The organism is Candidatus Pelagibacter sp. (genome assembly GCF_052049995.1).
Lineage (GTDB): Bacteria > Pseudomonadota > Alphaproteobacteria > Pelagibacterales > Pelagibacteraceae > Pelagibacter.
The window spans coordinates 367,294-391,012 of the sequence record NZ_JBNGYX010000001.1 but is presented as its reverse complement, the minus strand read 5'-3'; the positions used below and the strand labels follow the sequence as shown (position 1 = coordinate 391,012).

General features: G+C 29.2%; 25 protein-coding genes and 1 tRNA gene. 7 read left to right on the top strand and 19 right to left on the bottom strand.

All coding sequences use genetic code 11. From position 1 onward, the window contains the following. Window position 1: 1 nt before the first annotated feature. The gene (locus tag ACTT9Y_RS02155; RefSeq protein ID WP_440932802.1) at window positions 2-640 is read right to left on the bottom strand and encodes an aspartyl/asparaginyl beta-hydroxylase domain-containing protein; all 639 of its coding nucleotides are present in this window, start codon (window positions 638-640) and stop codon (window positions 2-4) included. 73 nt (window positions 641-713) lie between these two features. On the opposite strand from ACTT9Y_RS02155, the gene hemB reads away from it, so the two are divergent. Continuing rightward, entirely contained in the window at window positions 714-1,703 is a 990-nt protein-coding gene (gene hemB / locus ACTT9Y_RS02150; RefSeq protein WP_440932801.1) for a porphobilinogen synthase, read from the top strand. Here hemB and recO read toward each other — a convergent pair whose 3' ends face one another. The 10 genes from recO to dapA are packed head-to-tail and all read right to left on the bottom strand — an operon-like array spanning window position 1,704 to window position 9,032. Next, window positions 1,704-2,384, bottom strand: a complete 681-nt coding sequence (recO, locus tag ACTT9Y_RS02145) for a DNA repair protein RecO (protein WP_440932800.1) — start codon at window positions 2,382-2,384, stop codon at window positions 1,704-1,706. Further along, window positions 2,381-3,049 carry a ribonuclease III gene (rnc, locus tag ACTT9Y_RS02140; protein ID WP_440932799.1) on the bottom strand — a complete coding sequence of 223 codons (669 nt, stop codon included), beginning with the start codon at window positions 3,047-3,049 and terminating at the stop codon, window positions 2,381-2,383. The genes recO and rnc overlap by 4 nt, the downstream gene beginning before the upstream one ends. Next, window positions 3,049-3,786 (bottom strand): signal peptidase I, encoded by a 738-nt coding sequence (lepB, locus tag ACTT9Y_RS02135; protein WP_440932798.1) that lies wholly within the window; start codon window positions 3,784-3,786, stop codon window positions 3,049-3,051. The genes rnc and lepB overlap by 1 nt, the downstream gene beginning before the upstream one ends. Then, window positions 3,783-4,169: a holo-ACP synthase gene (gene acpS / locus ACTT9Y_RS02130; protein WP_440932797.1), complete on the bottom strand. Its 387-nt coding sequence runs from the start codon at window positions 4,167-4,169 to the stop codon at window positions 3,783-3,785. Before acpS ends, lepB begins: the two co-directional genes overlap by 4 nt. Then, a complete protein-coding gene (locus tag ACTT9Y_RS02125) occupies window positions 4,170-4,889 on the bottom strand; it encodes a pyridoxine 5'-phosphate synthase (protein WP_440932796.1) in 720 nt (239 codons plus the stop codon). It lies immediately after the preceding gene. Further along, window positions 4,886-5,473 carry an orotate phosphoribosyltransferase gene (gene pyrE, locus ACTT9Y_RS02120; RefSeq protein ID WP_440932795.1) on the bottom strand — a complete coding sequence of 196 codons (588 nt, stop codon included), beginning with the start codon at window positions 5,471-5,473 and terminating at the stop codon, window positions 4,886-4,888. Before pyrE ends, ACTT9Y_RS02125 begins: the two co-directional genes overlap by 4 nt. Further along, on the bottom strand, window positions 5,430-7,175 hold the full coding sequence (locus ACTT9Y_RS02115) for a RelA/SpoT family protein (RefSeq protein ID WP_440932794.1): 1,746 nt from the start codon (window positions 7,173-7,175) through the stop codon (window positions 5,430-5,432). The genes pyrE and ACTT9Y_RS02115 overlap by 44 nt, the downstream gene beginning before the upstream one ends. Before the next feature lie 21 nt (window positions 7,176-7,196). After that, the gene (gene folK, locus ACTT9Y_RS02110) at window positions 7,197-7,754 is read right to left on the bottom strand and encodes a 2-amino-4-hydroxy-6-hydroxymethyldihydropteridine diphosphokinase (RefSeq protein ID WP_440932793.1); all 558 of its coding nucleotides are present in this window, start codon (window positions 7,752-7,754) and stop codon (window positions 7,197-7,199) included. Next, window positions 7,681-8,151: an SsrA-binding protein SmpB gene (gene smpB, locus ACTT9Y_RS02105; protein ID WP_440932792.1), complete on the bottom strand. Its 471-nt coding sequence runs from the start codon at window positions 8,149-8,151 to the stop codon at window positions 7,681-7,683. The genes folK and smpB overlap by 74 nt, the downstream gene beginning before the upstream one ends. Continuing rightward, window positions 8,151-9,032, bottom strand: coding sequence for a 4-hydroxy-tetrahydrodipicolinate synthase (dapA, locus tag ACTT9Y_RS02100; RefSeq protein ID WP_440932791.1), 882 nt, complete (start codon window positions 9,030-9,032; stop codon window positions 8,151-8,153). The genes smpB and dapA overlap by 1 nt, the downstream gene beginning before the upstream one ends. 43 nt (window positions 9,033-9,075) lie before the next feature. On the opposite strand from dapA, the gene ACTT9Y_RS02095 reads away from it, so the two are divergent. After that, window positions 9,076-11,301, top strand: coding sequence for a lytic transglycosylase domain-containing protein (locus ACTT9Y_RS02095; RefSeq protein ID WP_440932790.1), 2,226 nt, complete (start codon window positions 9,076-9,078; stop codon window positions 11,299-11,301). Here the strand turns inward: ACTT9Y_RS02095 and ACTT9Y_RS02090 are convergent. Then, window positions 11,302-11,393: transfer RNA gene (locus ACTT9Y_RS02090), tRNA-Ser, on the bottom strand. A 67-nt stretch (window positions 11,394-11,460) separates the two neighbouring features. Here ACTT9Y_RS02090 and ACTT9Y_RS02085 point away from each other — a divergent pair. From ACTT9Y_RS02085 to ACTT9Y_RS02070, 4 genes are read left to right on the top strand one after another with little or no spacing between them, the layout of a single operon-like run. Beyond that, window positions 11,461-12,714 (top strand): sarcosine oxidase subunit beta family protein, encoded by a 1,254-nt coding sequence (locus ACTT9Y_RS02085; protein ID WP_440932789.1) that lies wholly within the window; start codon window positions 11,461-11,463, stop codon window positions 12,712-12,714. After that, the gene (locus ACTT9Y_RS02080) at window positions 12,714-12,989 is read left to right on the top strand and encodes a sarcosine oxidase subunit delta (protein ID WP_440932788.1); all 276 of its coding nucleotides are present in this window, start codon (window positions 12,714-12,716) and stop codon (window positions 12,987-12,989) included. Before ACTT9Y_RS02085 ends, ACTT9Y_RS02080 begins: the two co-directional genes overlap by 1 nt. 1 nt (window position 12,990) lies before the next feature. Continuing rightward, window positions 12,991-15,996, top strand: a complete 3,006-nt coding sequence (locus tag ACTT9Y_RS02075) for a sarcosine oxidase subunit alpha family protein (RefSeq protein ID WP_440932787.1) — start codon at window positions 12,991-12,993, stop codon at window positions 15,994-15,996. Then, window positions 15,989-16,552, top strand: a complete 564-nt coding sequence (locus ACTT9Y_RS02070) for a sarcosine oxidase subunit gamma (RefSeq protein WP_440932786.1) — start codon at window positions 15,989-15,991, stop codon at window positions 16,550-16,552. The genes ACTT9Y_RS02075 and ACTT9Y_RS02070 overlap by 8 nt, the downstream gene beginning before the upstream one ends. Before the next feature lie 2 nt (window positions 16,553-16,554). On the opposite strand, the gene ACTT9Y_RS02065 is transcribed toward ACTT9Y_RS02070, so the two are convergent. The 7 genes from ACTT9Y_RS02065 to gatC are packed head-to-tail and all read right to left on the bottom strand — an operon-like array spanning window position 16,555 to window position 23,212. Further along, window positions 16,555-17,082, bottom strand: coding sequence for a thermonuclease family protein (locus ACTT9Y_RS02065; RefSeq protein WP_440932785.1), 528 nt, complete (start codon window positions 17,080-17,082; stop codon window positions 16,555-16,557). Window positions 17,083-17,094: 12 nt separating this feature from the next. Continuing rightward, the gene (locus tag ACTT9Y_RS02060) at window positions 17,095-18,432 is read right to left on the bottom strand and encodes an MATE family efflux transporter (protein WP_440932784.1); all 1,338 of its coding nucleotides are present in this window, start codon (window positions 18,430-18,432) and stop codon (window positions 17,095-17,097) included. A gap of 14 nt (window positions 18,433-18,446) precedes the next feature. Beyond that, complete coding sequence (gene trhO, locus ACTT9Y_RS02055; RefSeq protein WP_440932783.1) at window positions 18,447-19,352, bottom strand: oxygen-dependent tRNA uridine(34) hydroxylase TrhO; 906 nt, start codon at window positions 19,350-19,352, stop codon at window positions 18,447-18,449. After that, complete coding sequence (locus tag ACTT9Y_RS02050) at window positions 19,352-20,002, bottom strand: O-methyltransferase (RefSeq protein ID WP_440932782.1); 651 nt, start codon at window positions 20,000-20,002, stop codon at window positions 19,352-19,354. The genes trhO and ACTT9Y_RS02050 overlap by 1 nt, the downstream gene beginning before the upstream one ends. Window positions 20,003-20,007: 5 nt before the next feature. Beyond that, window positions 20,008-21,471: an Asp-tRNA(Asn)/Glu-tRNA(Gln) amidotransferase subunit GatB gene (gatB, locus tag ACTT9Y_RS02045; RefSeq protein ID WP_440932781.1), complete on the bottom strand. Its 1,464-nt coding sequence runs from the start codon at window positions 21,469-21,471 to the stop codon at window positions 20,008-20,010. Then, window positions 21,468-22,925 (bottom strand): Asp-tRNA(Asn)/Glu-tRNA(Gln) amidotransferase subunit GatA, encoded by a 1,458-nt coding sequence (gatA, locus tag ACTT9Y_RS02040; RefSeq protein WP_440932780.1) that lies wholly within the window; start codon window positions 22,923-22,925, stop codon window positions 21,468-21,470. The genes gatB and gatA overlap by 4 nt, the downstream gene beginning before the upstream one ends. Beyond that, complete coding sequence (gene gatC / locus ACTT9Y_RS02035; RefSeq protein WP_075485199.1) at window positions 22,925-23,212, bottom strand: Asp-tRNA(Asn)/Glu-tRNA(Gln) amidotransferase subunit GatC; 288 nt, start codon at window positions 23,210-23,212, stop codon at window positions 22,925-22,927. The genes gatA and gatC overlap by 1 nt, the downstream gene beginning before the upstream one ends. Window positions 23,213-23,262: 50 nt before the next feature. Here gatC and ruvX point away from each other — a divergent pair, with 50 nt between their 5' ends. Further along, window positions 23,263-23,718: a Holliday junction resolvase RuvX gene (ruvX, locus tag ACTT9Y_RS02030; protein WP_440932779.1), complete on the top strand. Its 456-nt coding sequence runs from the start codon at window positions 23,263-23,265 to the stop codon at window positions 23,716-23,718. Window position 23,719 lies beyond the last annotated feature (1 nt).

Here is a 23,719-nt window from a genome sequence, read left to right as displayed (position 1 = left end):
ATTAATTAAATTTGTAATCTAAAACACAAGCAACTAAATGTATTCTATTCTCTTCTCCACCATTAAATGCATTGTGATACTTGGTATTATTTGTAATCCAAACAGAACCATCTGCAGGCAGATGTTTCGCAACGTTATCAATAACCATTATACAACCAGGGTTAGTAATTAAAGGTATGTGTAATCTTGGCTCAGGATCTCTATGCCAGCTTAAGGTTGATCTTGGCTCTTTTAAAAGAATTCTTACTCTGCCAAGTTTATATCTAGATGAAAGAGTGTCATATACTTCTTTAAAATAAGTGTTTTCATAATCTTTTATAAATTCTGAATATAATGACTCATCAAGTGACTCATCTCTAACAACTTCTTTTCCTGATTTATCAGGTTTTGTCCAATATACTCCTCTAGCCTTGTTACCTTTGATTGAGTCTGGGTCACCAGGTATTTGAGTTAATGATATCGCTCCAAAGTGAGTTACACCAGCATCTTCAAATTTTTTAATTTTAACTATTTGTTGATAAGCCTCTTGTAATTTTTCGATGTCAAATTTCACTTCTTGCTTTTGGAAATCACTAAAGTCTAAAACTCTATCTTCCTTTTTGACATTTAAGTCTATAACTTTTGAATTTTCTATTGTCATCTTGATTGCTTTCTACCCTTTTTTTTGTATATGTGTATATTACATTTGTCGCAATTTAAAAGTAAATTAAAACATGATTATTGGTAAATATCCTAGTCTTAGACTCAGAAGAAGTAGAAGAGAATCTTGGTCAAGAAGATTGATTCAAGAAAATACCTTAAGTCCAAATGACTTTATATTACCAATTTTTTTAATAGAAGGATCTAATAAACGACAACCGATTTCATCAATGCCAGGTGTTTATAGGTATACAAATAATCGATTGAGCCAAATTGTGGATAAAGCAATAAAATTAGGAATACCAATGATAGCTCTTTTCCCAAAGACACAAAACTCAAAAAAAGATGAATTGGGAACAGAATCACTGAATGAAAATAATTTAGTCTGTAAAGCGATACAAGAAGTCAAAAAAAGATACAAAAACCAAATTGGTATAATGTGTGATGTTGCTTTAGATCCTTACACATCACATGGTCATGATGGTTTAATCAAATCTAGAACTATACTAAATGACGAAACAATTGAGGTTTTGATCAATCAGTCATTACTACAAGCTGAAATGGGTTGTGATGTCCTTGCGCCATCAGACATGATGGATGGAAGAATAGGAAAAATAAGAAAAGCTCTAGATAAAAATAAATTCCAAAACGTTCAAATACTATCCTACGCTGCAAAATATGCTTCAAGCTTTTATGGACCTTTTAGAGATGCAGTCGGTTCTAAAGGTTCGTTAAAAGGAGACAAAAAAACTTATCAGATGGATTATAGAAATTCTGACGAAGCTTTAAGAGAAGTTGCATTAGATATTAAAGAAGGTGCTGATATGGTAATGGTTAAACCAGGTATGCCCTACTTAGACGTAGTAAAATCAATAAAAGAAAAATTCAAATTACCTGTATTTGCCTATCAAGTATCAGGAGAATACAGCTTAATTGAAACAGCTATAAAGAAAAAATTAATTAATAAAGACGCTATATATGAAAGCTTAGTTGCTTTTAAAAGAGCTGGAGCCAATGCTATAGTAAGTTATTACGCTGATAGAATTGACAAAATAATAAAATAATTATTTAAAAGTATTTAAAAATAACAACCTACTATTTGGATAATTTAAATTATTTGGTCTTAATATAGTTTTATCTAAATAATCACCTACCAATTTTAAACCATTCAATAAAGTACCGAGATCATTAACTTCTATATCTTTTTCAATCAAAAAATTAGGTACATATTTTTTTTCATTTAAAGAGCTAGCATAATATACTGTTTTGTTACCTTCTAAATCTTTTTCAACCAAATTTTCAAGCGCTAAGTCATATCCTAATATTTTAAGTAACTCCAATTCCCAAAATATATATTTTTTTATCCAATCTTTTTCTTTTAAAATTAAAAAAAAATCTTGAATTATAAAATAAACTTTGTCGTTAGATTGAGACTCTGCTGTTAATATTTTGATCAAATTCATAGCAGATGTGATACAAGACAACTTTTGTTTGTGATCAAAATATAGAGGGGTATAGGCATTTAAAATTTCAATTTTAAAATAACCAATTCTATTTTCATTTTTAGAACTATAATTAACATGAAGTTTATTACCAACTTGGAGATAATTTTTAATTTTTTTTGAAGTACCACCAAATATAATTCCAGATATCTTTCCTTTATTTTTTGTAAATAATTCGGCAATTAATGAGTTTTCATTATATCTTGTTTTGCTTATTAAAAATCCTTCGTCTGACCAATTCATTTTTTATTTGTATTTTTTAAACATTCTATAGCAGCATTTTGTTCAGCATCTTTCTTTGATTTTCCAGTAGCTATAAAATATTTTGTATTGGGTAATTTTACTCCAACTTTAAATATGGGTTTGTGTCTTGGACCTGTATTTGAAATTAATTTATAAGTAGGTAATTTTTTAAAGTTTTTTAAAGTTAATTCCTGTAACTTGGTTTTAGCATCTATTTCTGTAACTACACTTTTTTCAATATGATCTTGCCACAAGTTTAAAATTGTTTTTTCAACTATTGTAAAACCTTTATCAAGATAAATAGCACCAATTAATGCTTCACAGCTATCAGATATAATTTTGTCCTCAATTTTTATTTTTTTATTGTTTGGGTTAAATGTTTTAACATAACTAGCTAAATTAATTTTTTTTGCTATATCCAGACAAGTTTTTTTATTAACTAGCGATGCAAATTTTTTATCAAGAATACCTTCTTTTTCTCCTGGATAAATTTCTAAAAGTTTTTTTGCTATCACCAAGCCAAGAACTCTATCACCTAGAAACTCTATCTTTTCATTATTTTCATTTGGATTAAAGCTTTTATGTGTGAGGGCTTGAACAAGTAGATCTTTATTTTTAAATTTTAAATCAATTTTTTTTTCTAAACTTTGGTAGTTAATTTTCATTAATTAATTTTATTAAATGTTCTATTAAATCTTATTGACTTATGCCATTTCCAAAATTCAATAAAACTTCCTATTCTTTTATCTGAAGAGAAAAATATAAATTGAGCTTTTCCTACTAAGTTATCTTTATGTACATATCCAACGCTTGTTAAGTACCTGCTATCTTTAGAACAGTCTCTGTTATCCCCTAAAAAGAAATAATGATCTTTTGGTACAGTAAACACATCAGAATTTTGATAAGTATAATTTTTTAAATAAACAGTATGAAATTTTTTACCATTTGAAAGTTTTTCCTCAAATCTATAAACATCAATATTATTGTCGCCACAGAAAATTGTAGTTTTGTTGTTAATTTTAGATTTGAAAATTTCAGAATTATTTAAATATAAATTAGAGTCTATAAATTGAATTTTATCGCCAGGTAAACCAATTAATCTTTTAATGTAATCTGTTCGATTATCTGCTGGCGTTTTAAATACAATTACATCACCTCTTTCAGGGCTACTGAACATAATTCTTTTATTTAATATTGGTGGGCTAAAAGGAAATGAATGTTTGCTATATCCATAGGAATATTTTGTTACAAACAACCTATCACCCACTAATAAAGTAGGTTCCATAGATGATGAAGGAATATAAAATGGTTGTACTAAAAGCGATCTAATTATAACTGCAATTATTAATGCATAAATTAAGGTTTTTATATTTTCTGAAAAAAAATTTTTATCTAATTTCATAATGTTTGAATAATAGTAAATGCTGTTGAATAATTTTTTTCATCCGAAATTGATAGAAAACATTTAAAATTTTTGATTTTAAAGTTTTTTTGAATGATTTTTGTTATTTTTTTATTTTTAACATAATAAGGCTTTCCCATTTTGTTATTTAGAACTTCTATATCTTTAAAATTTAAATTCATACGAAAACCTGTGCCAAGAGCTTTAGAAAATGCTTCTTTTGCAGCAAATCTCTTTGAAAAATAAGCTACTTTATTATTTACAACATTAGATTGTTTCAATTCTTTAGATGAGTAAATTCTTTTTTTAAATAAAGGATTTTTAATCGATTTTTGAATTCTTTTATTTTCTACTATATCAACGCCAATACCAAGAATTTTCATTTATTTTTTTATAATTTTTTTAAAGTTTTTAATTACTTTTGAAAGTCCATCAAATATTGACTCCCCAATTATAAAATGCCCAATGTTATACTCCTCAATTTCTATTATTTTTGTTAACATTTTGGTGGTTTTATAGTCTAAACCATGACCAGCATGAACTTCTATATTTAGACTTGATGCTAATTTTGCACTTTTTTTAATTCTGTTTAACTCACTAGAATAATTTTTTTTTAATTTAACTAGGTTTGCTAATTTTCCAGTATGTATCTCAATACAATCAGCATTTAATTTTTTAGCAAGTCTAATATCATTTGTAGAAGGATTAATGAATAAACTTGTTCTAATCTTTGCTTTTTTAAATTTTTTAATTATTTTCTCTAATTTATTAAGATTGTTTTTTATATTTAAACCTCCTTCAGTAGTAATTTCTTTTCTATTTTCAGGAACTAAACAAATAAAATTTGGTTTTATCTTAAGTGCTTTATTAACAATTTCTTTATTCATAGAAATTTCAAGGTTTACAAGCACATTTTTTAAATCACATATTTTTTTGGCATCAATATCATTTATGTGTCTTCTATCTTCTCTTAAATGAATTGTTACAGAATCAGCTCCATAACTAATAACTTTTTTTGCTGCGAATAGTGGATCAGGATGTTTCTCTCCACGAGCGTTTCGTAAAGTTGCAATATGATCTATATTTACACCTAACCTTTTCACTTAATAAATCTACTTCCTGGGGTTGTTATTGGTATTAATTTAAGTTCTGGTGGTAATTTATTTGCTTTAAAAGTTGGAACATCTATTTTTAGATGAGATGTTATTTCAGTTTTAATTTTTAAAGAATGTTTAGTTGATCGATCAATTATAGATGCAAATCCAATTAATTTTGCTTTTGATTTTTTAATTAACTTTACACACTCTAAACTTGATTTTCCTGTAGTGATTACATCTTCTATAATTAATACTCTTGCACCTTTTTTAATAGCAAAACCTCTTCTAAGAGTAAATTTACCATTTACTCTTTCACAAAAAATTGTTTCTTTTTTTAGCAATTTTCCGATTTCATATCCAATAATTACTCCTCCAATTGCAGGAGCTAATATTAAATCAATTTTTTTAAATTTTTTTTTAATTTTATTTGCTAAGGATTTGCAAATTTTATCAGCTAAATTAGGATAACTTAAAAGTTTTGCACATTGAATATATTTTGAAGAATGTAGACCTGAGGATAGAACGAAGTGACCTTCTAATAATGCATTAGTTTTTTTTAAAATATTTAAGGATTTTTTGTGTGAAAGCATTTCTTTTTTCTTCGTGTCTAATTATCTTAAATTTTATACTCTTTTGTTTTAGCTCTGCAATAAAATTAGTAAAATTCTTAAGGTTTCTAATAATTAATTTAAATTTAAAATTAATATAATTGGGATTTTTACCAACCATTTCTAAGCTCGATATATTTAATTTGTGACTTCCAATGAGTGAGCTTATATCTCCTAACTGACCTGGCTTGTCAGGTAATGACATCCATAGAGTGGTATTATATTTTTTTGTTTTTTCCTCTTTTTGCTCTCCTTTGTCATGCCAATATCTTCTTATTGCGGCTCTAGCTTTACCTGTTTTAGTTGTTGGGATCCAGTGAAGTGAAGGTGAATTATTTTTAGATGTTATAATATTTACGCGATCACCATTTCTTAAAATGGTTTGTAGTTCGTTTTTGTTTCCATTAATTTCACAACCAACTGCTGAATTTCCAATTTTAGTATGAACAGCATATGCAAAATCTATAGCTGTTGCATCTTTAGGTAATTTAATTACTGAACCTTTTGGTGTAAAACAAAATACGTTTTCTTGAAACATTTGTAGTTTTGTGTACTCATATGAGTCTTCAGGGTTTTCATTCTTTTCTATAATCTCAACAAGATCTTTTAACCAATCATACTCCTTCCAGCTTAAAGAATTAAATTTTTCAGAAGATTTATACTGCCAATGAGATGCAATACCTCTCTCAGCAAATTCGTGCATTTCTTCTGTTCTAATTTGAATTTCTATTGGTTTTTTGTTTGAACCAATTACAGACGTATGAATAGATTTATAACCATTAATTTTTGGAGAAGAAATATAATCTTTAAATTTTCCTGGTATGCAATTCCATTTTTTATGAAAAATACCAAGAGTTTTGTAACAATCATCTACGTTTTTTAAAATTATCCTAAAACCAATTATGTCTGTTATTTGTTCAAGTGAAACTCTTTTTTTTTGGACTTTTCTCCAAATTGAAAAAGGTGTCTTTTCTCTACCATGTATCTCGGCATTAATTTCGTTATCATTCAAGATTTCACTTAACTCAAAAGATTGTTCTTCAAATAAATCTTTTCTGTCTAATTTTATTTCATCAAGTCTTTTTTTTATTAATTTTCTTGCGTCATTATTTAAAATTTCAAAAGATAAATCCTCAAGCTCGTCTCTTATTCTGTGCATTCCCATTCTATCAGCTAATGGCGCATAAATTTCCATAGTTTCTTGAGCTATCCTTTTTCTTTTATCCTCTTTAGTAATCGCTTTAATGGTCCTCATATTATGTAGTCGATCAGCAATTTTAACTAGCAGAACTCTAATGTCTTTTGATGTTGCTAAAATTAATTTTCTGAAATTCTCAACTTTAGAATTAGCTCCAGCTGAGTTTTCAAATGCTGAAATTTTCGTTACACCTTCTACTAAATCAGCAACCTCATCACCAAATTCTTGTTTGATAGTCTCATAAGTTGCAAAAGTATCTTCTATAGTGTCATGCAATAGACCTGTTGTAATTGTAGCGCTATCTAATTTTAATTCAGTTAAAATATTTGCAACCTCAATTGGGTGAACAGAATAAGGGTCACCCGAAGCTCTTTTTTGACTTTTATGTGCTTTAACAGCAAAATTATATGCTTTATCCAATTTTTCAGGATTAAGAAATTTATTATAATTCTTAACTTTATTTATAAGTTCATTTGAATTAAGCATAATTAATATTATACCATTAAATTAAATTTGTTTAATAGATCTAATGTCTCTATCAGGAAGTAGAGAAATCAAGGTTTTAACATCAATTTTTTTATCAGGATGGATCCAATTCTTTTGAATCTCGAATAATGGAAATAATACAAAACTTCTTTTGTGCATCATTTTATGAGGCAAATTAATTTTAGAATTTTTTTTTGATACTAAATTATTAAAATCGATTATATCCAAATCACATGTTCGAGGAGCATTTTTTTTTGCTTTTTTTCTACCTAATTGATTTTCTATAGCTTTACATATTTTTAATAGCTCTTGAGGACTGTAATAACATTTTAATTTTAAAATTATATTTAAGAACTTAGGTTTTCGGGGATCAGGCCAGGAAGGAGTTTCATAATAACTAGATACCGAGAGAAAATCTAAGTTATGTTCTGCTAATAAAAATTTTGCTTTTTCTATATTTCTTTTTTTTATACCTAAATTTGAACCTATTCCTAAAAAAACAATTTTAGCTTGATTTTCTAATATATCTTGCTTTTTCACGGTTCCAATCCCTACTTTTTTTTGTTGCTCTTTTATCATATTGCTTCTTTCCTTTTGCAACAGCTAGTTCTAATTTAGCCTTTCCTTTTTTAAAATACATTTTTGTTGGAACTAATGTGAAACCATCTCTTTGCATTTTACCTATTAATTTATTTATTTCTTTTTTATTAAGAAGCAATTTTCTATCATCTGTTGGGTTATGATTAGAGTAACTGGCTTGCTTGTATGGTGATATATGTGAATTAATTAAGATAATTTCACCTTCCTTCTCAACAGCATAAGACTCAGCAATATTTACCTTGCCATCTCTTATTGATTTAATCTCTGATCCCTTTAAAACAATTCCAGCTTCAAAAAAATCTTCAAAAAAATAGTTAAAACTAGCTTTTCTATTTAAACAAATGATTTTCAAACCAGGGTTGGTTTTTTTGTTCATTAAATTAAATTAGCAGACTGAAGAGCTTTTTTTACAATTTCTTTTGTTGTTTCTGTTACTTTTACAAGTGGTAGTCTCACATTATCATCACAAAGTCCTAAAAGTTTTGCAGCATATTTTACAGGACTAGGATTGCTCTCAACAAACATTGAGTGATGAACTGGTTGTAATATTTTGTCTAATCTTTCTGCTTCTTTCATTTCGTTATCGGTGTCTGATTTGGAAAATTTTTGAAAATCTGAACAAAGTTTGGGTGCAATATTTGCTGTTACACTAATAGTACCTACCCCACCACGTTTATTAAATTCAAAAGCATTATCATCATTACCTGTTAATTGAATAAAATCTTTACCCATTTTTTTAAGTGTCTGATTAACTCTATCTAAATCACCTGTTGCATCTTTAACACCAACTATATTTTTTAATTCATAGAGTCTGGCCATTGTATCCACTGACATATCGATCACAGATCTACCAGGAATATTATAAATTATAATTGGAATTCCACACTTGTCATTAATTGCTTTATAATGTTGATACAAGCCTTCTTGAGTTGGTTTATTATAATAAGGTGTAACTATTAAAGCGCCATTAGCTCCTGCTTTTTCTGCGTGTGTGGTTAAAGAAATAGCCTCCTCAGTTGAGTTGGAACCCGTACCAGCAATAACTGGAATTTTTCCATTACTTTCTTTTATACATAAATCTATTACTCTTTGATGCTCATCATGACTTAACGTAGGGGACTCACCTGTTGTACCAGCCGGCACAAGTCCATTAGTACCATTATCGATGTGGAAATGGATTAATTTTATATATGCTTCCTCATCTAGACCATTATTTTTAAATGGTGTAATTAAAGCAACATTTGATCCTTTGAACATAAATACTTATAACATAGTTTAAAGATTCATATACTAAAAGATTATGCTCAAAAAAATATCATTTTTAGGTTTCACCGTATCCATATTAATATTTTCAAATAATCTCTTTGCTGAAATCAATTCAGTTGTACCTTTAAAAAAACCTATTTTAAGTAAAGAAGAAATTCAAAAGAAAATATCTATAAATATCCTTAAGCCTTTAAAGAAGCCCTCTAAAACTAAAGAAATTAAAATCGAAGAAGTGATTGTTAAAAAAGAGTTGGTTTTAAAAGAAAAAAAATTAAGTTTTAAAATACCAAAGAAAAAACCAACTATAGCTGGTACTAGCACAGCTAAAAATATTAAGATTTCAAGATATTATAGTAAAAAAGACTTTGGGTTAGCTAAAAAAGCTATTTCAGAAATGCAGAAGAGAAAATGGTCTTCTGCGCTTAAAATTGCAAAAAAAGCAAAAGACAACTCTATTTATAATTTTATACAATGGAGACACCTTTTAACGTCTGGTAACCAGGCGTCATTTTACGATTATCAAGTTTTTATAAATAAAAATTCAGATTATCCTAGAATAGGCAGAGTTAAATATCTTGCTGAACATAAACTATCAACAGAAAGTGTTTCACCTAAAAAAATAATAAATTGGTTTGGAGAAAAAGATCCATTAAGTGGTTATGGAAAAATGATACTTGGAGAAAGCCATATTTTAACTGGGGACAAAAATAAGGGTATAAAATTAATTAAAGAAGGTTGGGTAACAGCAGATTTATCTAAAAACGAATTAAAATATTTTAGAAAAAAATATAAAAAATTTTTAAAAGCAGATGACTATATTAAACGAGCTGATTATTTAGCATGGAACGGTGATCGTTGGAATTTACAAAGATTAATAAGATATCTGCCAAAAGATTATGAACTTTTATATAACGCAAGACACCTTTTGATGAGTAAAGGCTACGGAGTTGACCAGGCTATAGCAAATGTTCCTCAAAAATTTAAGAATGATGCTGGTTTAAACTATGATCGATTGAAATGGAGAAGAAAAAAAGGACGTGTAGATTCCTCAACAGAAATATTATTGAAAATAAGAAATGATAAAAAGTATTTAGTTAGGCCTGACAAATGGTGGAAAGAAAGAGAAATTATCTCAAGAGCATTGCTTTATAAAAAGAAATATGAAATTTCATATAAAATTTCAAGCAATCATGGAATGACTGAAGGATCCGAATATGCGGCTGCTGAATGGATGAGCGGCTGGATAGCTTTAAGTTTTTTAAATGATCCACTAACTGCTAAAGATCATTTTAAAAATTTTTATGAAAATGTTAGTTATCCAATAAGCTTGTCTAGAGGTGCATATTGGCTTGGAAGAGCATATGAAAAAATAGGTAAAAGAGACCAATCAAATAATTGGTACAGAGAAGCCACAAAATATCTTACTACTTACTATGGTCAGCTAGCTTTTTTAAAATTAAATCCAAATGGAAAATTTGAGTTAGAAAAAGATATGGAAATTGATCCAAAATATAGAATTCAATTTTTTAATAAAGAGCTTGTAAAAATTTCTTATCTTCTAGATGAATTAAAGAAAGATAAATATACAAAACATATTTTAAGGCATTTAGCTAACGATAATATAGCTAAGGGTAGTGAGGTTTTGGCTGCAGAATTAGCTACAAACATAAACAGATATGATTTTGCTATTCAGGTTTCAAAAATTGCGTCTTATCAAAAAAGATTTCATAATAAATATAACTACCCAATAATTAGCACTCCTAAATATATTAATAAAAGAAAAATTCCAGAAAGTGCTTTGATCTTATCTATAATTAGACAAGAAAGTGAATTTGATTTAGAGGCTAATAGCCGTGCTGGCGCAAAAGGATTAATGCAATTGATGCCCTACACAGCAAAATTGGTTTCAAAACAGGCCAAACTTCCTTATTCAAAATCAAGATTAACCACTGATCCAGAATATAATATTAATTTAGGCTCACATTACATTGCAGGTTTAATTTTACAATATGATGGTGCCTACCCTTTTGCCGTGGCTGCGTATAATGCTGGACCCAACAGAGTTAAGTATTGGAAAAAAATTAATAAAGATCCACAAAAAAAACAAGTTGATTATGTTGATTGGGTTGAATTAATAAAATTTAGAGAAACAAGAAATTATGTACAGCGTGTAATGGAAAATTATAATGTCTATAGATATATATTGGAACAACGACCAGTGCCTATGAAAAATTTTTTTAAAGATCAGCCTCTATTTTAGTGGCGGAAGAGGAGGGATTCGAACCCTCGGTACAAGTTTCCTCGCACGGTCATTTAGCAAACGACTGGTTTCAGCCTCTCACCCACTCTTCCGTATGACATTGTGTATTAAGCGATTGTATTGAAAATTCAATATATATAAAGTAATTATTCAATTATTATGAAAAATAAATACTCAGTATTTTCGTTAATCAAAAATGCTCTTTCACATCATGAAAATTGGCAAAGGGCTTGGAAAGATCCTGCACCTAAAAAAGAGTACGATGCAGTTATTGTTGGTGGTGGTGGTCACGGATTAGCAACAGCCTACTATTTAGCAAAAAAACACAATATGAATAATATTGCTGTAGTCGAGAAAGGTTGGATTGGTGGAGGAAATACTGGACGGAATACAACAATTATTAGATCAAATTATTTATGGGACGCCAGTGCTGGATTATATGATCATGCATTAAAAATTTGGGAGGGTTTATCTCAAGAACTAAACTATAATGTAATGTTTAGTCAAAGAGGTGTAATGAACCTTGCACATAATTTACAAGATGTTAGAGATTTAAAAAGACGAACACATGCAAATAGACTAAATGGAATTGATGCAGTCTACTTGAGTACAGAAGAAGTTAAAAAATTTTGTCCAATTATAAATACATCACCAGATATTAGATACCCTGTTTTAGGAGGAACTTTACAACGAAGAGCTGGTACAGCAAGACATGATGCTGTTGCCTGGGGATATGCTAGAGGAGCCGATGCTATGGGTGTTGATATTATCCAAAATTGTGAAGTTAAAGGAATTAAAAGAAATGGAGATAGTGTTGAAGGAATAGAAACAACAAAAGGATTTATAAAAACTAAGAAAGTTGGTGTAGTTGCAGCTGGTCATTCTAGTGTAATAGCTAATATGGCGGGTCTAAGACTTCCACTTGAAAGTAAACCTTTACAAGCTTTAGTTTCTGAGCCTGTAAAACCAATTATTGATACTGTTGTAATGTCTAATGCAGTGCATGCTTATGTTAGTCAATCTGATAAAGGAGAATTGGTAATTGGTGCTGGAACAGACGACTATGTTTCCTATACTCAAAAAGGAAGTCACCAAATAGTCGAAGGAACATTAAATGCAATTTTAGAATTATATCCAATTTTCAGTAGAATGAGAATGTTAAGACAATGGGGAGGAATAGTAGATATTTGTCCTGATGCTAGTCCAATTTTAAGTAAAACTTCAATTAGAGGATTATATTTTAATTGTGGTTGGGGTACTGGAGGATTTAAAGCTACTCCTGGATCTGGAGATTTGTTTGCACATACTATTGCAAATGATGAGCCACACAAACTTAATGCTGCATTTAATTTGAATAGATTTGTAAGCGGAGACCTTGTTGATGAACATGGCGCTGCAGCGGTTGCTCATTAATGTTTTTAATAAACTGTCCATACTGTGGAGAACGAGATCAACAAGAATTTAAGGCTGGTGGTGAAGCTCATATTGAAAGACCCAAACAACCAACAGAATTAAGTGATGATGAATGGGCAGAATATTTATTTATGAGAAAAAATATTAAAGGTATTCAATTTGAAAGATGGAACCATGCACATGGTTGTCGTAAATGGTTTAATATGGTTAGAGATACTTCTAATGATGAAATAAAAGCAATTTACAAAATGGGTGAAAAACCACCTACTCAATAAAATGACTAAAAACTTAAGAGTAAAATCCAGTGAGTACATTGATGAAACTAGTAGAATTTCCTTTAAATTTAATGGCAAAACTTACCATGGTTTTAAAGGTGATACGTTAGCCTCAGCGTTACTTGCAAATAATATTCATTTAGTTGGAAGAAGTTTTAAATATCATAGACCAAGAGGAATTATGACGTCTGGTTCTGAAGAACCAAATGCTATAGTTCAAGTAAATCCTGGTACAAACAGAACAGAACCTAATGTTAGAGCAACAGAGGTTGAGATTTACGAGGGCTTAGAGGCATCCAGTCAAAATTGTTGGCCAAGTGTAGAATTTGATATTGGTGGAATAAACAATTTTCTCTCTCCTTTTTTTCCTGCAGGTTTTTATTATAAAACATTTATGTGGCCTGCTAGTTTTTGGGAGAAATATGAATTTTTCATACGACACTCAGCCGGTTTGGGGAAATCACCAACATCAAGTGATCCTGACATTTATGACCACCGAAATATTCACTATGATGTATTGGTTGTAGGAGCAGGTTTATCAGGAATATTAGCAGCAAAAAATGCAGCTAAAAATAATTTTAAAACGTTGTTAGTTGATGAAAAAAATGAGCTTGGTGGTTCAACTGTTTATGAAAACAATGAATTTAACAAAATTGATAATAAAGCCCCCTCAGAGTGGTTAAAAAAAGAAATAGAGGAGCTTAAAAGTATTAAAAATCTTGAGATAAAAACTAGAACAAGTGTGGCTGCTTATCATCAATATAATTATCTTTTGGCTAGAGAAAATCTAACTGATCATTTAGAAGCTAAAGATAAAACAAATAAAATCAGGCAAAGACTTCTAAAAATTAGAGCTAAGAAAGTTATTTTGGCAACAGGTGCATTAGAAAGACCTTTGATTTTTAATAATAATGATAGACCAGGAATAATGCTATCATCTGCAATAAAAAAATACAGTGAATTTTATGGTGTTGCGTGTGGAAATAAAAATGTCTTTTTTACTAATAATGATAGTGCATATGAAAGTGCTATGTCACTATACGACAAGGGTATCAATGTTGAAGCAATAATTGATATTAGAGAGCAATCTGAAAGTAAAATTGTTAAAAAAGTTAAAGAAGCTGGTATTAAAGTTTACTGGTCACATACAATTGTCGATACAACTGGTTATAAAAGACTAAATAGTCTTTCTATTATGAAGCTATCTAATGATGGTACTTCAGTTACTGGAAGTAAAATTTCTATTTCATGTGATTGTTTAGGAGTTGCTGGTGGTTGGACACCTGCTGTACATTTATATACACAATCAGGAAGTAAACTGAAGTTTGATGAAGAAAAAAAAGTTTTCTTACCAATTAAGAATACATCTGAACAAATAAGTGTAGGATCTTGTAGTGGAGATTTTAAAATTGATGAAATCATTAAAAATTTAAATCAAAAGCTTAAAGATAACTTAAATATTAATGAAACAGATTTAGATAATATTCAAGTTGAGGTTGATCAGGAAAATTCGAAAAGAAACATTTGGTTGCTTCCTTCTGATAAGCCTTTGGGCAAAACTAAACCATTTGTAGATTATCAAAACGATGCTACTGCTAAAGATATCAAATTGGCATTAAGAGAAGGTTTTAGATCTATTGAACATGTTAAGAGATATACAACTACTGGAATGGGAACTGATCAAGGTAAACTAGGAAATATGCATGCGTTAGGCATAATTGCAGATACAGCTGGAGTTAAAATGGGTGAATTAGGGACCACTACTTTTAGACCTCCTTACACACCATTAACATTTGGAACTATTGTAGGTCGAAATGTGGGAAAGTTTTTTGATATTTTTAGAAGAACACCAATGAATGATTGGCATGTTGAAAATAAAGCTGAATTTGAAAATGTCAGTCAATGGAAGAGAGCATGGTACTACCCTATTAACGGAGAAACTATGCATCAGGCAGTACAAAGAGAAAGTAAAGCTGCTAGAGAAAGTGCTGGTATATTAGATGCCTCTACACTTGGTAAAATTGATATTCAAGGAAGTGATGCTTCTGAATTTTTAAATAGAGTTTATACAAATGCTTGGTCAAAATTAGCTATAGGGAAATGTAGATATGGCCTAATGCTAAATGAGGATGGTATGGTTTATGATGATGGAGTTACAACAAGATTAGGTGAAAATCATTACCTCATGACCACAACAACTGGTGGAGCAGCAAATGTGCTAGGTAAACTTGAAGACTATCTTCAAACAGAATGGCCTGAACTTGATGTTTACTTAACCTCTGTAACAGATCATTATGCTACAGCAAGTTTATGTGGTCCTAATAGTAAAAAAATTCTTAAAAAAATAATTCCTAATTTAGATTTATCAGATGGAAATTTTCCTCACATGTCATTCAAAGAAGCGAATATCGGAAATATCCAATGCAGAATAATGAGAATTAGTTTTACTGGAGAACATAGTTACGAAATAAATGTTCAAGCAAGCTATGGAAAAGATTTATGGGAAAAATGCATAGAAGCAGGTAAAGAATTTAATATTACTCCTTATGGAACTGAGACAATGCACTTATTAAGAGCAGAAAAAGGTTTTATTATTGTTGGTCAAGATACAGATGGAACAATGACTCCTATCGATCTTCAAATGGATTGGATAGTAAGCAAGAAGAAATACGATTTCATAGGAAAAAGATCTCTTTATAGATCTGATACAATGAGAGAAGATAGAAAGCAATTAGTAGGTTTATTAACTGATGATCCAAATATTGTTTTAGAAGAAGGAGCACAAATAGTTTCTGAGTTAAATCAAAGTCCAGTAGAAATGCTCGGACATATAACTTCAAGTTATTTCAGTCCAAACCTAAAGAAATCAATAGCTCTTGCAGTAGTTAGAGGTGGAAAAGATATGATGGGAAAAAAACTTTTTGTGCCCATGGAAAATAAAAATATTAATGTCACTGTTGCGAATCCAGTATTTTATGATGAGAAAAATGAAAGGTTAAATGCTTAACTATAATTCAGTTATTAAAAATGAAATTAAGCAAGACAGTATTTCTGTGAAGGAAATCTCTCCAGTAATAAAAATTAATTTAAGAGGTAAAAAAAGAGAATTTTTAACTAATGTTGGTAAAAATCTTAATATGATCTTGCCAACAGAAGCAAACACTTCAACAATGAGTGACAAATTAACAGCAATATGGCTAAGTCCAGACGAGTGGATGATAATCTCAAATGAGCTTGCAAGTAAAGACAATAATAAATCCGATCTATATGAAATGTTATTTAATAGTATTTCAAAAACAAATTTAGGTGCTGTCATAGATGTAACAGATCAATTTGTTCAATTAGAACTTAAAGGTGAAAATGTTTATGAAATCTTTTCAGCAGGATCTCCCTTTAATTTTAATGAATTTAAAGAAAAAAAAGGATCAACAGCTCAGACTGTTTTAAATCATGTAGATGTAATTCTTCACCATAAAGATGAAAATATTTTAAATCTGTTTGTTAGAAGATCTTTTGCTGAACATCTTTGTTCTTGGATAGAAGACTGCGCTTCAAGATTATAACATTATTTTTTTCTTCTAAAGTCCCATGGCATTTCAAATTTACCTTGCCAAAGGCCTTTTTTTTCATTTTTAGCATTAATTTCGTTTGATATATATTTTTTTGAATATTTTCTATAAGCTACTGCATAACCGTTTGAAACTAGCCAAGAATTCAGATTTAAATTTCTTTTATAACATTCTCCAATAAATCTTTTGTATCTATCAACATCCAAAATTTTACAAGTTATTACTTTGTTATTTATTTTTTTTTGTAATTTTTGAGTTGAAATTTTTCCACATGGATAATCTTTAGTAAATGTAAAAAAAATTATTGTTAGATATGGTTTTTTACACATTTGCTTAAATTCAGGTGCATCAATTCCGTATAATCTTATCTTTTTTGAATTTATTTTTATTGTATCACCATCAATAATTTGAGCATTTCCAGAAATTTCTTTAATCTCTTCAGACCTAACATCTTTATATGTGAGAATAAAAAAAATCGAACAAATTATAATTAAAATTATCGCTTTTCTTTTTGTAAAAAACATATTTAAAAAAAATTAAATGTTAGCTAATTTATGTTTAATATAATATTTGACATAAAAAAGTAACATCAATGATATCAACCATTGAAAGATAGCCCAAATATAAAAAAAAGTTTTAAAATCTGCATTTAAATACTTTGCAATGTAAAAGGATAAAACTGGTACTATAACATTTCTGGCAATATTATTAACCATGGCTTTTTCAGATTTTTTTAAAGCCATAAAGAAACCATTAGATAAGAAAAATATTGGATAAGCAGGTAAAATAAATGCTGAAATCTTAAGGTACATCGATCCATGCATAATTACCTCTGGGTTTGAAGAAAAGAATTTAGGAACAATGTCAGCGCTTATAAAAATAACTACACCAGCGATTAACATTATAATTAAACCGTATTTTATTGAGGTAAAATAGGATTGTTCCACTCTATCGTAATATTTTGCACCAATATTTTGCGCTATTATAGAAATTATTGCTGTATTAATTCCTAATATTGGTAACAAAACTACTTGCTCAATTCTTGTGGCAGATCCATACCCTGCTACAGCATATTCGCCAAATAATCCAACATATGTAAAAACAACTGTTGCGGCAATAGAATATCCTAATATGGCAATTGTAATTGGCATTGATTGAAAAAAAATATTTTTTAAGAAAAAAAATTTAGCTTTGAAATGGTCTAAAGTTATTTGTTTAATTCTTTGATTTTTTAATATTTTTATCAGAATAACCAACAAAGATACAAATTGAGCAATTAAAGTTGCTATCCCAATACCAGTTATTCCTAATGGTGGTATAAATAAAAAACCAAAAATAAAAATTGGATTTAAAATAATGTTTAAGAAAAAAGAAAATATTAGAACATTTCTGTAAGTTTTAGTATCTCCTTCTGCATGTAAGAATGAATTTAATGCTACTACTAAAATAAATAATATCGTACCTAAAAAAATTACATTTATATATTCGAGTCCAAGAATTGTTACTTCTTGAGAAGAATTCATTAATAAGAATATCTTTTCTCCAAAAGCAAATCCTAAAATAGATACAACTACCGAAATTATAATTGAATAAATGATTACATTTCCAAAATAAATTAAAACATTTTTTTCGTTTTTTTCTCCGATACTACTGCCAATCAATGATGTACCCGCTACGGTAACTCCAATAGATGTCGCAATTATCAAAAAATATATCGGAAAAGACTTACTCAAAGCAGATAAGGCTTCTGGCGATATTTTTCCTGCATAAAAAGTATCTACGATTGTGTAAAGTGTTTGGAATAAGGTTCCTACACTTGCTGGTACAGCAAGTTTTCTTACTAACAACGAAACTTCATCTTTTAATAAATTCATTAATTTAAGATTTGTTAATATTCTTTTTGGAAGATATGTCTTTTTCCTGCTTCTTTAGCAAGATTAATTTGTTTTTGTCTCATCCTAAATCTTGATTTTTGATGATCTGTTAGATTGTCGTGACAATTTGGACATGAAACACCCTCCTCATATTTTTTTGATTTTTTATCCTTACGAGATACAGGCTTCCTACAACCACTACACATTGAATAAGAACCAACTTTTAGACCATGTATTAAACTAATCCTGTTATCAAAAACAAAGCATTCACCTTTCCATAAACTTTTTTTCTTATTTGTTTTTTTTAGATAATTTAAAATTCCACCATTTAACTGATAAATGTTATTAAACCCTTTATCCTCCAAATATACAGATGCCTTTTCACAACGAATTCCACCAGTACAAAACATAGCTATAGGTTGATTTTTTTTTAATTTTTTTAGATATTTTGGAAAATCTCTAAAGTTATCAACATCAGGATTGATTGCTCCCTTAAATGTTCCAACATCATACTCAAATGGTTTTCTCGCATCTATAAGAACAGTATCCTTTTCTTTAATCAGCTTATTCCATTTGATTGGATCTACATGGCTATCCTTTTTCTTTATTCTTTTGTTTAAAATTAAATTCATAGGAACAACCTCGTTTTTGATTTTCACTTTAGGTTTATGAAATGGTTGGAATAAGCTTTTAGACTTATTGCTGCTGTTAAATTCTTTAAATTTAAAAACACCTTTTAAATTGTGAATTGTGAATTTAATGTCTGCAGCTTTACCAGAAATAGTTCCATTTATACCTTCTTTGGAAATAATTATAGTACCTCTAATGTTTTTCTTTTTTAAAGTTTCTAATAAAACTTTTTGATTTTTCTTTAGATAAGAAATTTTGACAAATTTATAAAAACCAACTACTTCAAACATTATAATTTTCTACAAACAGTCATACCATCACCAAGAGGAATTATTATTTTTTCAACCCTTGTATCCTTTGAGATATGGCTATTAAACTCTTTAATATTTTTAGTAAATTTATCATTATTGTTTTCATTCACAACTTCTCCATACCATAAAACATTATCAATGATTATTAGACCTTTTTTGTTCAATAATTGTAAAGAACGTTCATAGTATTCAATATAATTCATTTTATCAGCATCAATAAAAACTAAATCAAACTTTTCATTTTTAATTTCATCTAAACTTTCTAAAGCAGGTTTAATTAATGTTTTTATTTTATGGTCTTGCTTGGCTTTTTTAAAAAAATCTGTTGCAACTTTATTAGTTTCTTCATTTTTATCTAAAGCAATTATTTGACCTTCATCCGATAATGCTAAAGCCATAGATAACGTACTTAATCCTGTAAATGTACCTATCTCTAAAATTTTTTTGATATTTGAAATTTTTATAATTAGATGCAGAAATTGACTTTGTGAAATTGAGATTTGCATTCTTTTGATATCACCAAGAGAAGTGTTGTATTCAATTATTTCTTTTTGGACTGGATGTAACTTATATCCATGACTTAAAATATACTCTTGGAGTTCTTTAGTTATATTTAGGTCTGAACCCATAAATTCTAAAGTTTTTTCTTTAAAATCTCATTAACTAATTGAGGATTTGCTTTTCCACCAGAAACTTTCATTACTTGACCTACAAAGAAACCAAATAATTTAACTTTACCTGATTTATATTCGGTGGCTTTATCTCTGTTATCATCAATAACCTTATCTATCAGCGCCTCAAGTGCTTTTGGATCACTCTCTTGTTTTAAACCTTTTTCTTCAACAATTTTTTTAGGATCCTTGTCGCCTTCCATCATTTGTTCGAAAACTGTTTTTGCAATTTTTCCTGAAATTGTTCCATCTTTAATTAAATTGATTAACTTTGATAAATTGCCTGCGCTTATAGGGCTTTCAGTTATTTCTAAATTTTTTTCATTTAACGCTGCAAACAATTCACCAATTATCCAATTTGTTGCAAGTTTTACATCAGATTGCTTAATTACATTTTCAAAGTAATTAGATGTTTCAATATCCGAAACTAAAATGTTAGCTTCGTAAGGAGATAACTTGAATTTTTCTATAAATCTTTTTTTCTTTTCATCTGGTAGTTCTGGAATTTCTGATTTTAATTTTTCAATAAAATCATCTGAAACTTCTAATGGCAATAAGTCTGGATCTGGAAAATATCTATAATCATGAGCATCCTCTTTTGATCTCATTGATTTAGTTTCATTCTTTTTAGTATCAAAAAGTCTTGTTTCTTGATCAATTGTTTGACCATCCTCAATTAAATCAACTTGTCTATTAGCTTCATATTCAATTGCCATCTGCATGAACTTTATTGAGTTAACATTTTTGATCTCACATCGGGTTCCAAACTCTTTTGAACCTTTTTTTCTAACCGATACATTTACATCAGCTCTCAAGGATCCTTCCTGCATGTTTCCATCACAGGTACCTAAATATCTCATTATAGATCTTAATTTTTTAATATATGCATTTACTTCATCTGGAGATCTTAGGTCAGGCTTGCTTACAATTTCCATTAAAGCCACACCAGATCTATTTAAATCTACAAAAGTATTTTTAGGATCTAGATCATGAATACTTTTACCCGCATCTTGCTCTAAGTGTAATCTTTCTATACCTACCTCTTTTTGACCATAGGGCATATCAAGTATTACTTTGCCCTCACCTACAATTGGATCTTTGAATTGTGAGATTTGATAACCCTGAGGTAAGTCAGCATAAAAATAATTTTTTCTATCAAAAACAGATCTATTATTGATTTTAGCTTTTAAACCAATTCCTGTTTTAATAGCTTGTTTTACGCAATACTCGTTTATTACCGGTAACATTCCTGGAAATGCTGCATCAACTAAACTTACTTGAGTATTTGGTTCAGCTCCAAATTTGGTTGCTGATGTGGAGAATAATTTGGATTCCGATGTAACTTGTGCATGAACTTCTAAACCAATGACAACTTCATATTGATTATCATGTCTATTAATTAGATATTCAGATTTATTCTTACTCACTTAATCCACCAATCAGTAATATTATTTTTAAAATTAATTTTTTCTTCCATAGCATATGCAATGTTTAAAATATTTTGTTCATCAAAGGCTTTACCAATTATCTGTAATCCTAATGGATACCCTTTAGCATCATGGCCTGCAGGTATAGAAATTCCAGGTAAACCTGCTAAATTTACAGGAACAGTAAAAATATCATTTAAATACATTGAAACCGGATCATTTGTTTTTTCACCAATTTTAAACGCAGAACTTGGAGTGGATGGGGTTAGAATTGCATCTACTTTTTTATAAGCTTCATCAAAATCATTTTTAATAAGTTTTCTTACTTTTTGCGCTTTTAGATAATAAGCATCATAATATCCTGAAGATAAAACATAGGTTCCAATCATTATTCTTCTTTGAACTTCAGCGCCAAAGCCTTCAGATCTAGTTTTTTCATACATATCAATAAGATTTTCCCCATCTGCTCTAAAACCATATTTAACACCATCGTATCTAGCCAAATTAGATGAAGCCTCTGCCGGTGCTACGATGTAATAAGTTGGCAGTGCATAATTAGTATGAGGTAGAGATATATCTATAATCTCACCACCACAATCTTTTGCATATTCAATACCTTTTTTCCACAGGTCCTCTATTTCTTTAGGCATACCATCCACTCTATATTCTTTGGGTATTCCTATTTTTTTTCCTTTTATATCTTTAGTTAATTCTTTGCTGTACTCATTTCTTTTAAAATCTATAGATGTAGAATCTTTTTCATCATAAGTACTAATAACTTCCTGTAATAAAGCACAATCCTTTACATTTTGTGCCATAGGTCCAGCTTGATCTAAAGATGATGCAAAAGCTACAATTCCATATCTTGAACAACTTCCATAAGTAGGTTTTAATCCAACAGTTCCAGTGAATGAAGCAGGCTGTCTTATAGATCCACCTGTATCTGTTCCAATAGTTATTGGAGTTAATTGAGCTGCTACAGCAGAAGACGATCCACCTGAGGAACCCCCCGGAACTAAATTATTATCAATTGGGTTTTGTACATTACCAAAAAAACTAGTTTCATTAGATGAACCCATTGCAAATTCATCACAATTTAATTTCCCCATTAAGATAGCTCCTTCATTCCAAATATTTTGTGTGACTGTTGACTCGTAAGTTGGAACAAAGTTATTTAAAATCTTACTACCTGCCGTAGTTCTTAAATCTCTTGTACAAAATAAATCTTTTACAGCCATTGGAATGCCAGGTAATTTCAGATCAAGATTAGGTTTTTCATCAAACCTTTTTGCTTTATTTAAAGCATTTGCATAATCTTCAGTTATATATGTATTTAATTCTTTAGATTTGTCTGACCTTTCAACAAATGCTTCTGTAACTTCACTTGAGGAAAGTTTTTTACTTTTTATATTTTCAACTAACTCAGATAATGATTGTTTAGTTATTTCTGACATTATTCAATCACCTTTGGCACTACAAAATAATCTTCATTTTCCTTAGGAGAATTTTTTATTACTTGATCTCTTAAGTTTTTGCTTTTTACTTCATCTGATCTTAGTTTTAGAGTTGTTTCAGCAACAGAAGTTAATGGTTCAACATTGTCAGTTTTTAATTCGTTAAGTTTTTCAATAAAATCGAAAATTGAATTTAAATCTCCAGCAAGTTTCTCTGCTTTTTTCTCATCTACAGAAATTCTTGATAGTTTAGATATGTGCTTTATTGTTTTAAGATCGATGCTCATATGGTATTTAAATATGTCGCAAACTATCACTTAAGTTTAAAATATACAATATGATCACTATCGAAGAATTCAAAAAAAAACAGTCTGAAACCTCTAGATTGATTGGTTTAGATCTTGGTTCAAAAAGAATCGGTGTATCAATTTGTGATGAAAAACAGTCAATAGCCACACCCTTTAAAACAATCAATAAAACCAATGGCGACGATCTAATCTACGAATTAAAAAAAATAATAGAGGAAAACAATATTAAAGGAATTATCATTGGATATCCAATTAACATGGATGGATCATTAGGTCCTTCTGCTCAATCAGTAAGTGATGTGTCTAAAAATATAGACCAAAAAGTTGATGTAGATGTTTGCCTATGGGATGAAAGGCTTTCAACTGTTGGTGCTTTTAATCTTTCCAGTCAGCTTGATATTAATGTTTCTAAGCGTGAAAAAAATATAGATCAAAACGCAGCTGCGTTTATTCTTCAGGGAGCTATAGATTATTTAAATAATTAAT

What these genes read in the sequence shown, in the direction of transcription:
- ACTT9Y_RS02060 (WP_440932784.1), bottom strand. Translation starts at nt 18,432, where the DNA reads ATGAATTTATTAAAAGATGAAGTTTCGTTGTTAGTAAGAAAACTTGCT.
- folK (WP_440932793.1), bottom strand. Translation starts at nt 7,754, where the DNA reads ATGATAAAAGAGCAACAAAAAAAAGTAGGGATTGGAACCGTGAAAAAG.
- ACTT9Y_RS02075 (WP_440932787.1), top strand. Translation starts at nt 12,991, where the DNA reads ATGACTAAAAACTTAAGAGTAAAATCCAGTGAGTACATTGATGAAACT.
- rnc (WP_440932799.1), bottom strand. Translation starts at nt 3,049, where the DNA reads ATGAAAATTAACTACCAAAGTTTAGAAAAAAAAATTGATTTAAAATTT.
- ACTT9Y_RS02115 (WP_440932794.1), bottom strand. Translation starts at nt 7,175, where the DNA reads ATGCTTAATTCAAATGAACTTATAAATAAAGTTAAGAATTATAATAAA.
- smpB (WP_440932792.1), bottom strand. Translation starts at nt 8,151, where the DNA reads ATGAACAAAAAAACCAACCCTGGTTTGAAAATCATTTGTTTAAATAGA.
- ACTT9Y_RS02070 (WP_440932786.1), top strand. Translation starts at nt 15,989, where the DNA reads ATGCTTAACTATAATTCAGTTATTAAAAATGAAATTAAGCAAGACAGT.
- hemB (WP_440932801.1), top strand. Translation starts at nt 714, where the DNA reads ATGATTATTGGTAAATATCCTAGTCTTAGACTCAGAAGAAGTAGAAGA.
- dapA (WP_440932791.1), bottom strand. Translation starts at nt 9,032, where the DNA reads ATGTTCAAAGGATCAAATGTTGCTTTAATTACACCATTTAAAAATAAT.
- gatC (WP_075485199.1), bottom strand. Translation starts at nt 23,212, where the DNA reads ATGAGCATCGATCTTAAAACAATAAAGCACATATCTAAACTATCAAGA.
- acpS (WP_440932797.1), bottom strand. Translation starts at nt 4,169, where the DNA reads ATGAAAATTCTTGGTATTGGCGTTGATATAGTAGAAAATAAAAGAATT.
- ACTT9Y_RS02095 (WP_440932790.1), top strand. Translation starts at nt 9,076, where the DNA reads ATGCTCAAAAAAATATCATTTTTAGGTTTCACCGTATCCATATTAATA.
- ACTT9Y_RS02155 (WP_440932802.1), bottom strand. Translation starts at nt 640, where the DNA reads ATGACAATAGAAAATTCAAAAGTTATAGACTTAAATGTCAAAAAGGAA.
- ACTT9Y_RS02080 (WP_440932788.1), top strand. Translation starts at nt 12,714, where the DNA reads ATGTTTTTAATAAACTGTCCATACTGTGGAGAACGAGATCAACAAGAA.
- trhO (WP_440932783.1), bottom strand. Translation starts at nt 19,352, where the DNA reads ATGTTTGAAGTAGTTGGTTTTTATAAATTTGTCAAAATTTCTTATCTA.
- ACTT9Y_RS02065 (WP_440932785.1), bottom strand. Translation starts at nt 17,082, where the DNA reads ATGTTTTTTACAAAAAGAAAAGCGATAATTTTAATTATAATTTGTTCG.
- recO (WP_440932800.1), bottom strand. Translation starts at nt 2,384, where the DNA reads ATGAATTGGTCAGACGAAGGATTTTTAATAAGCAAAACAAGATATAAT.
- ACTT9Y_RS02050 (WP_440932782.1), bottom strand. Translation starts at nt 20,002, where the DNA reads ATGGGTTCAGACCTAAATATAACTAAAGAACTCCAAGAGTATATTTTA.
- ACTT9Y_RS02085 (WP_440932789.1), top strand. Translation starts at nt 11,461, where the DNA reads ATGAAAAATAAATACTCAGTATTTTCGTTAATCAAAAATGCTCTTTCA.
- ruvX (WP_440932779.1), top strand. Translation starts at nt 23,263, where the DNA reads ATGATCACTATCGAAGAATTCAAAAAAAAACAGTCTGAAACCTCTAGA.
- lepB (WP_440932798.1), bottom strand. Translation starts at nt 3,786, where the DNA reads ATGAAATTAGATAAAAATTTTTTTTCAGAAAATATAAAAACCTTAATT.
- pyrE (WP_440932795.1), bottom strand. Translation starts at nt 5,473, where the DNA reads ATGCTTTCACACAAAAAATCCTTAAATATTTTAAAAAAAACTAATGCA.
- gatA (WP_440932780.1), bottom strand. Translation starts at nt 22,925, where the DNA reads ATGTCAGAAATAACTAAACAATCATTATCTGAGTTAGTTGAAAATATA.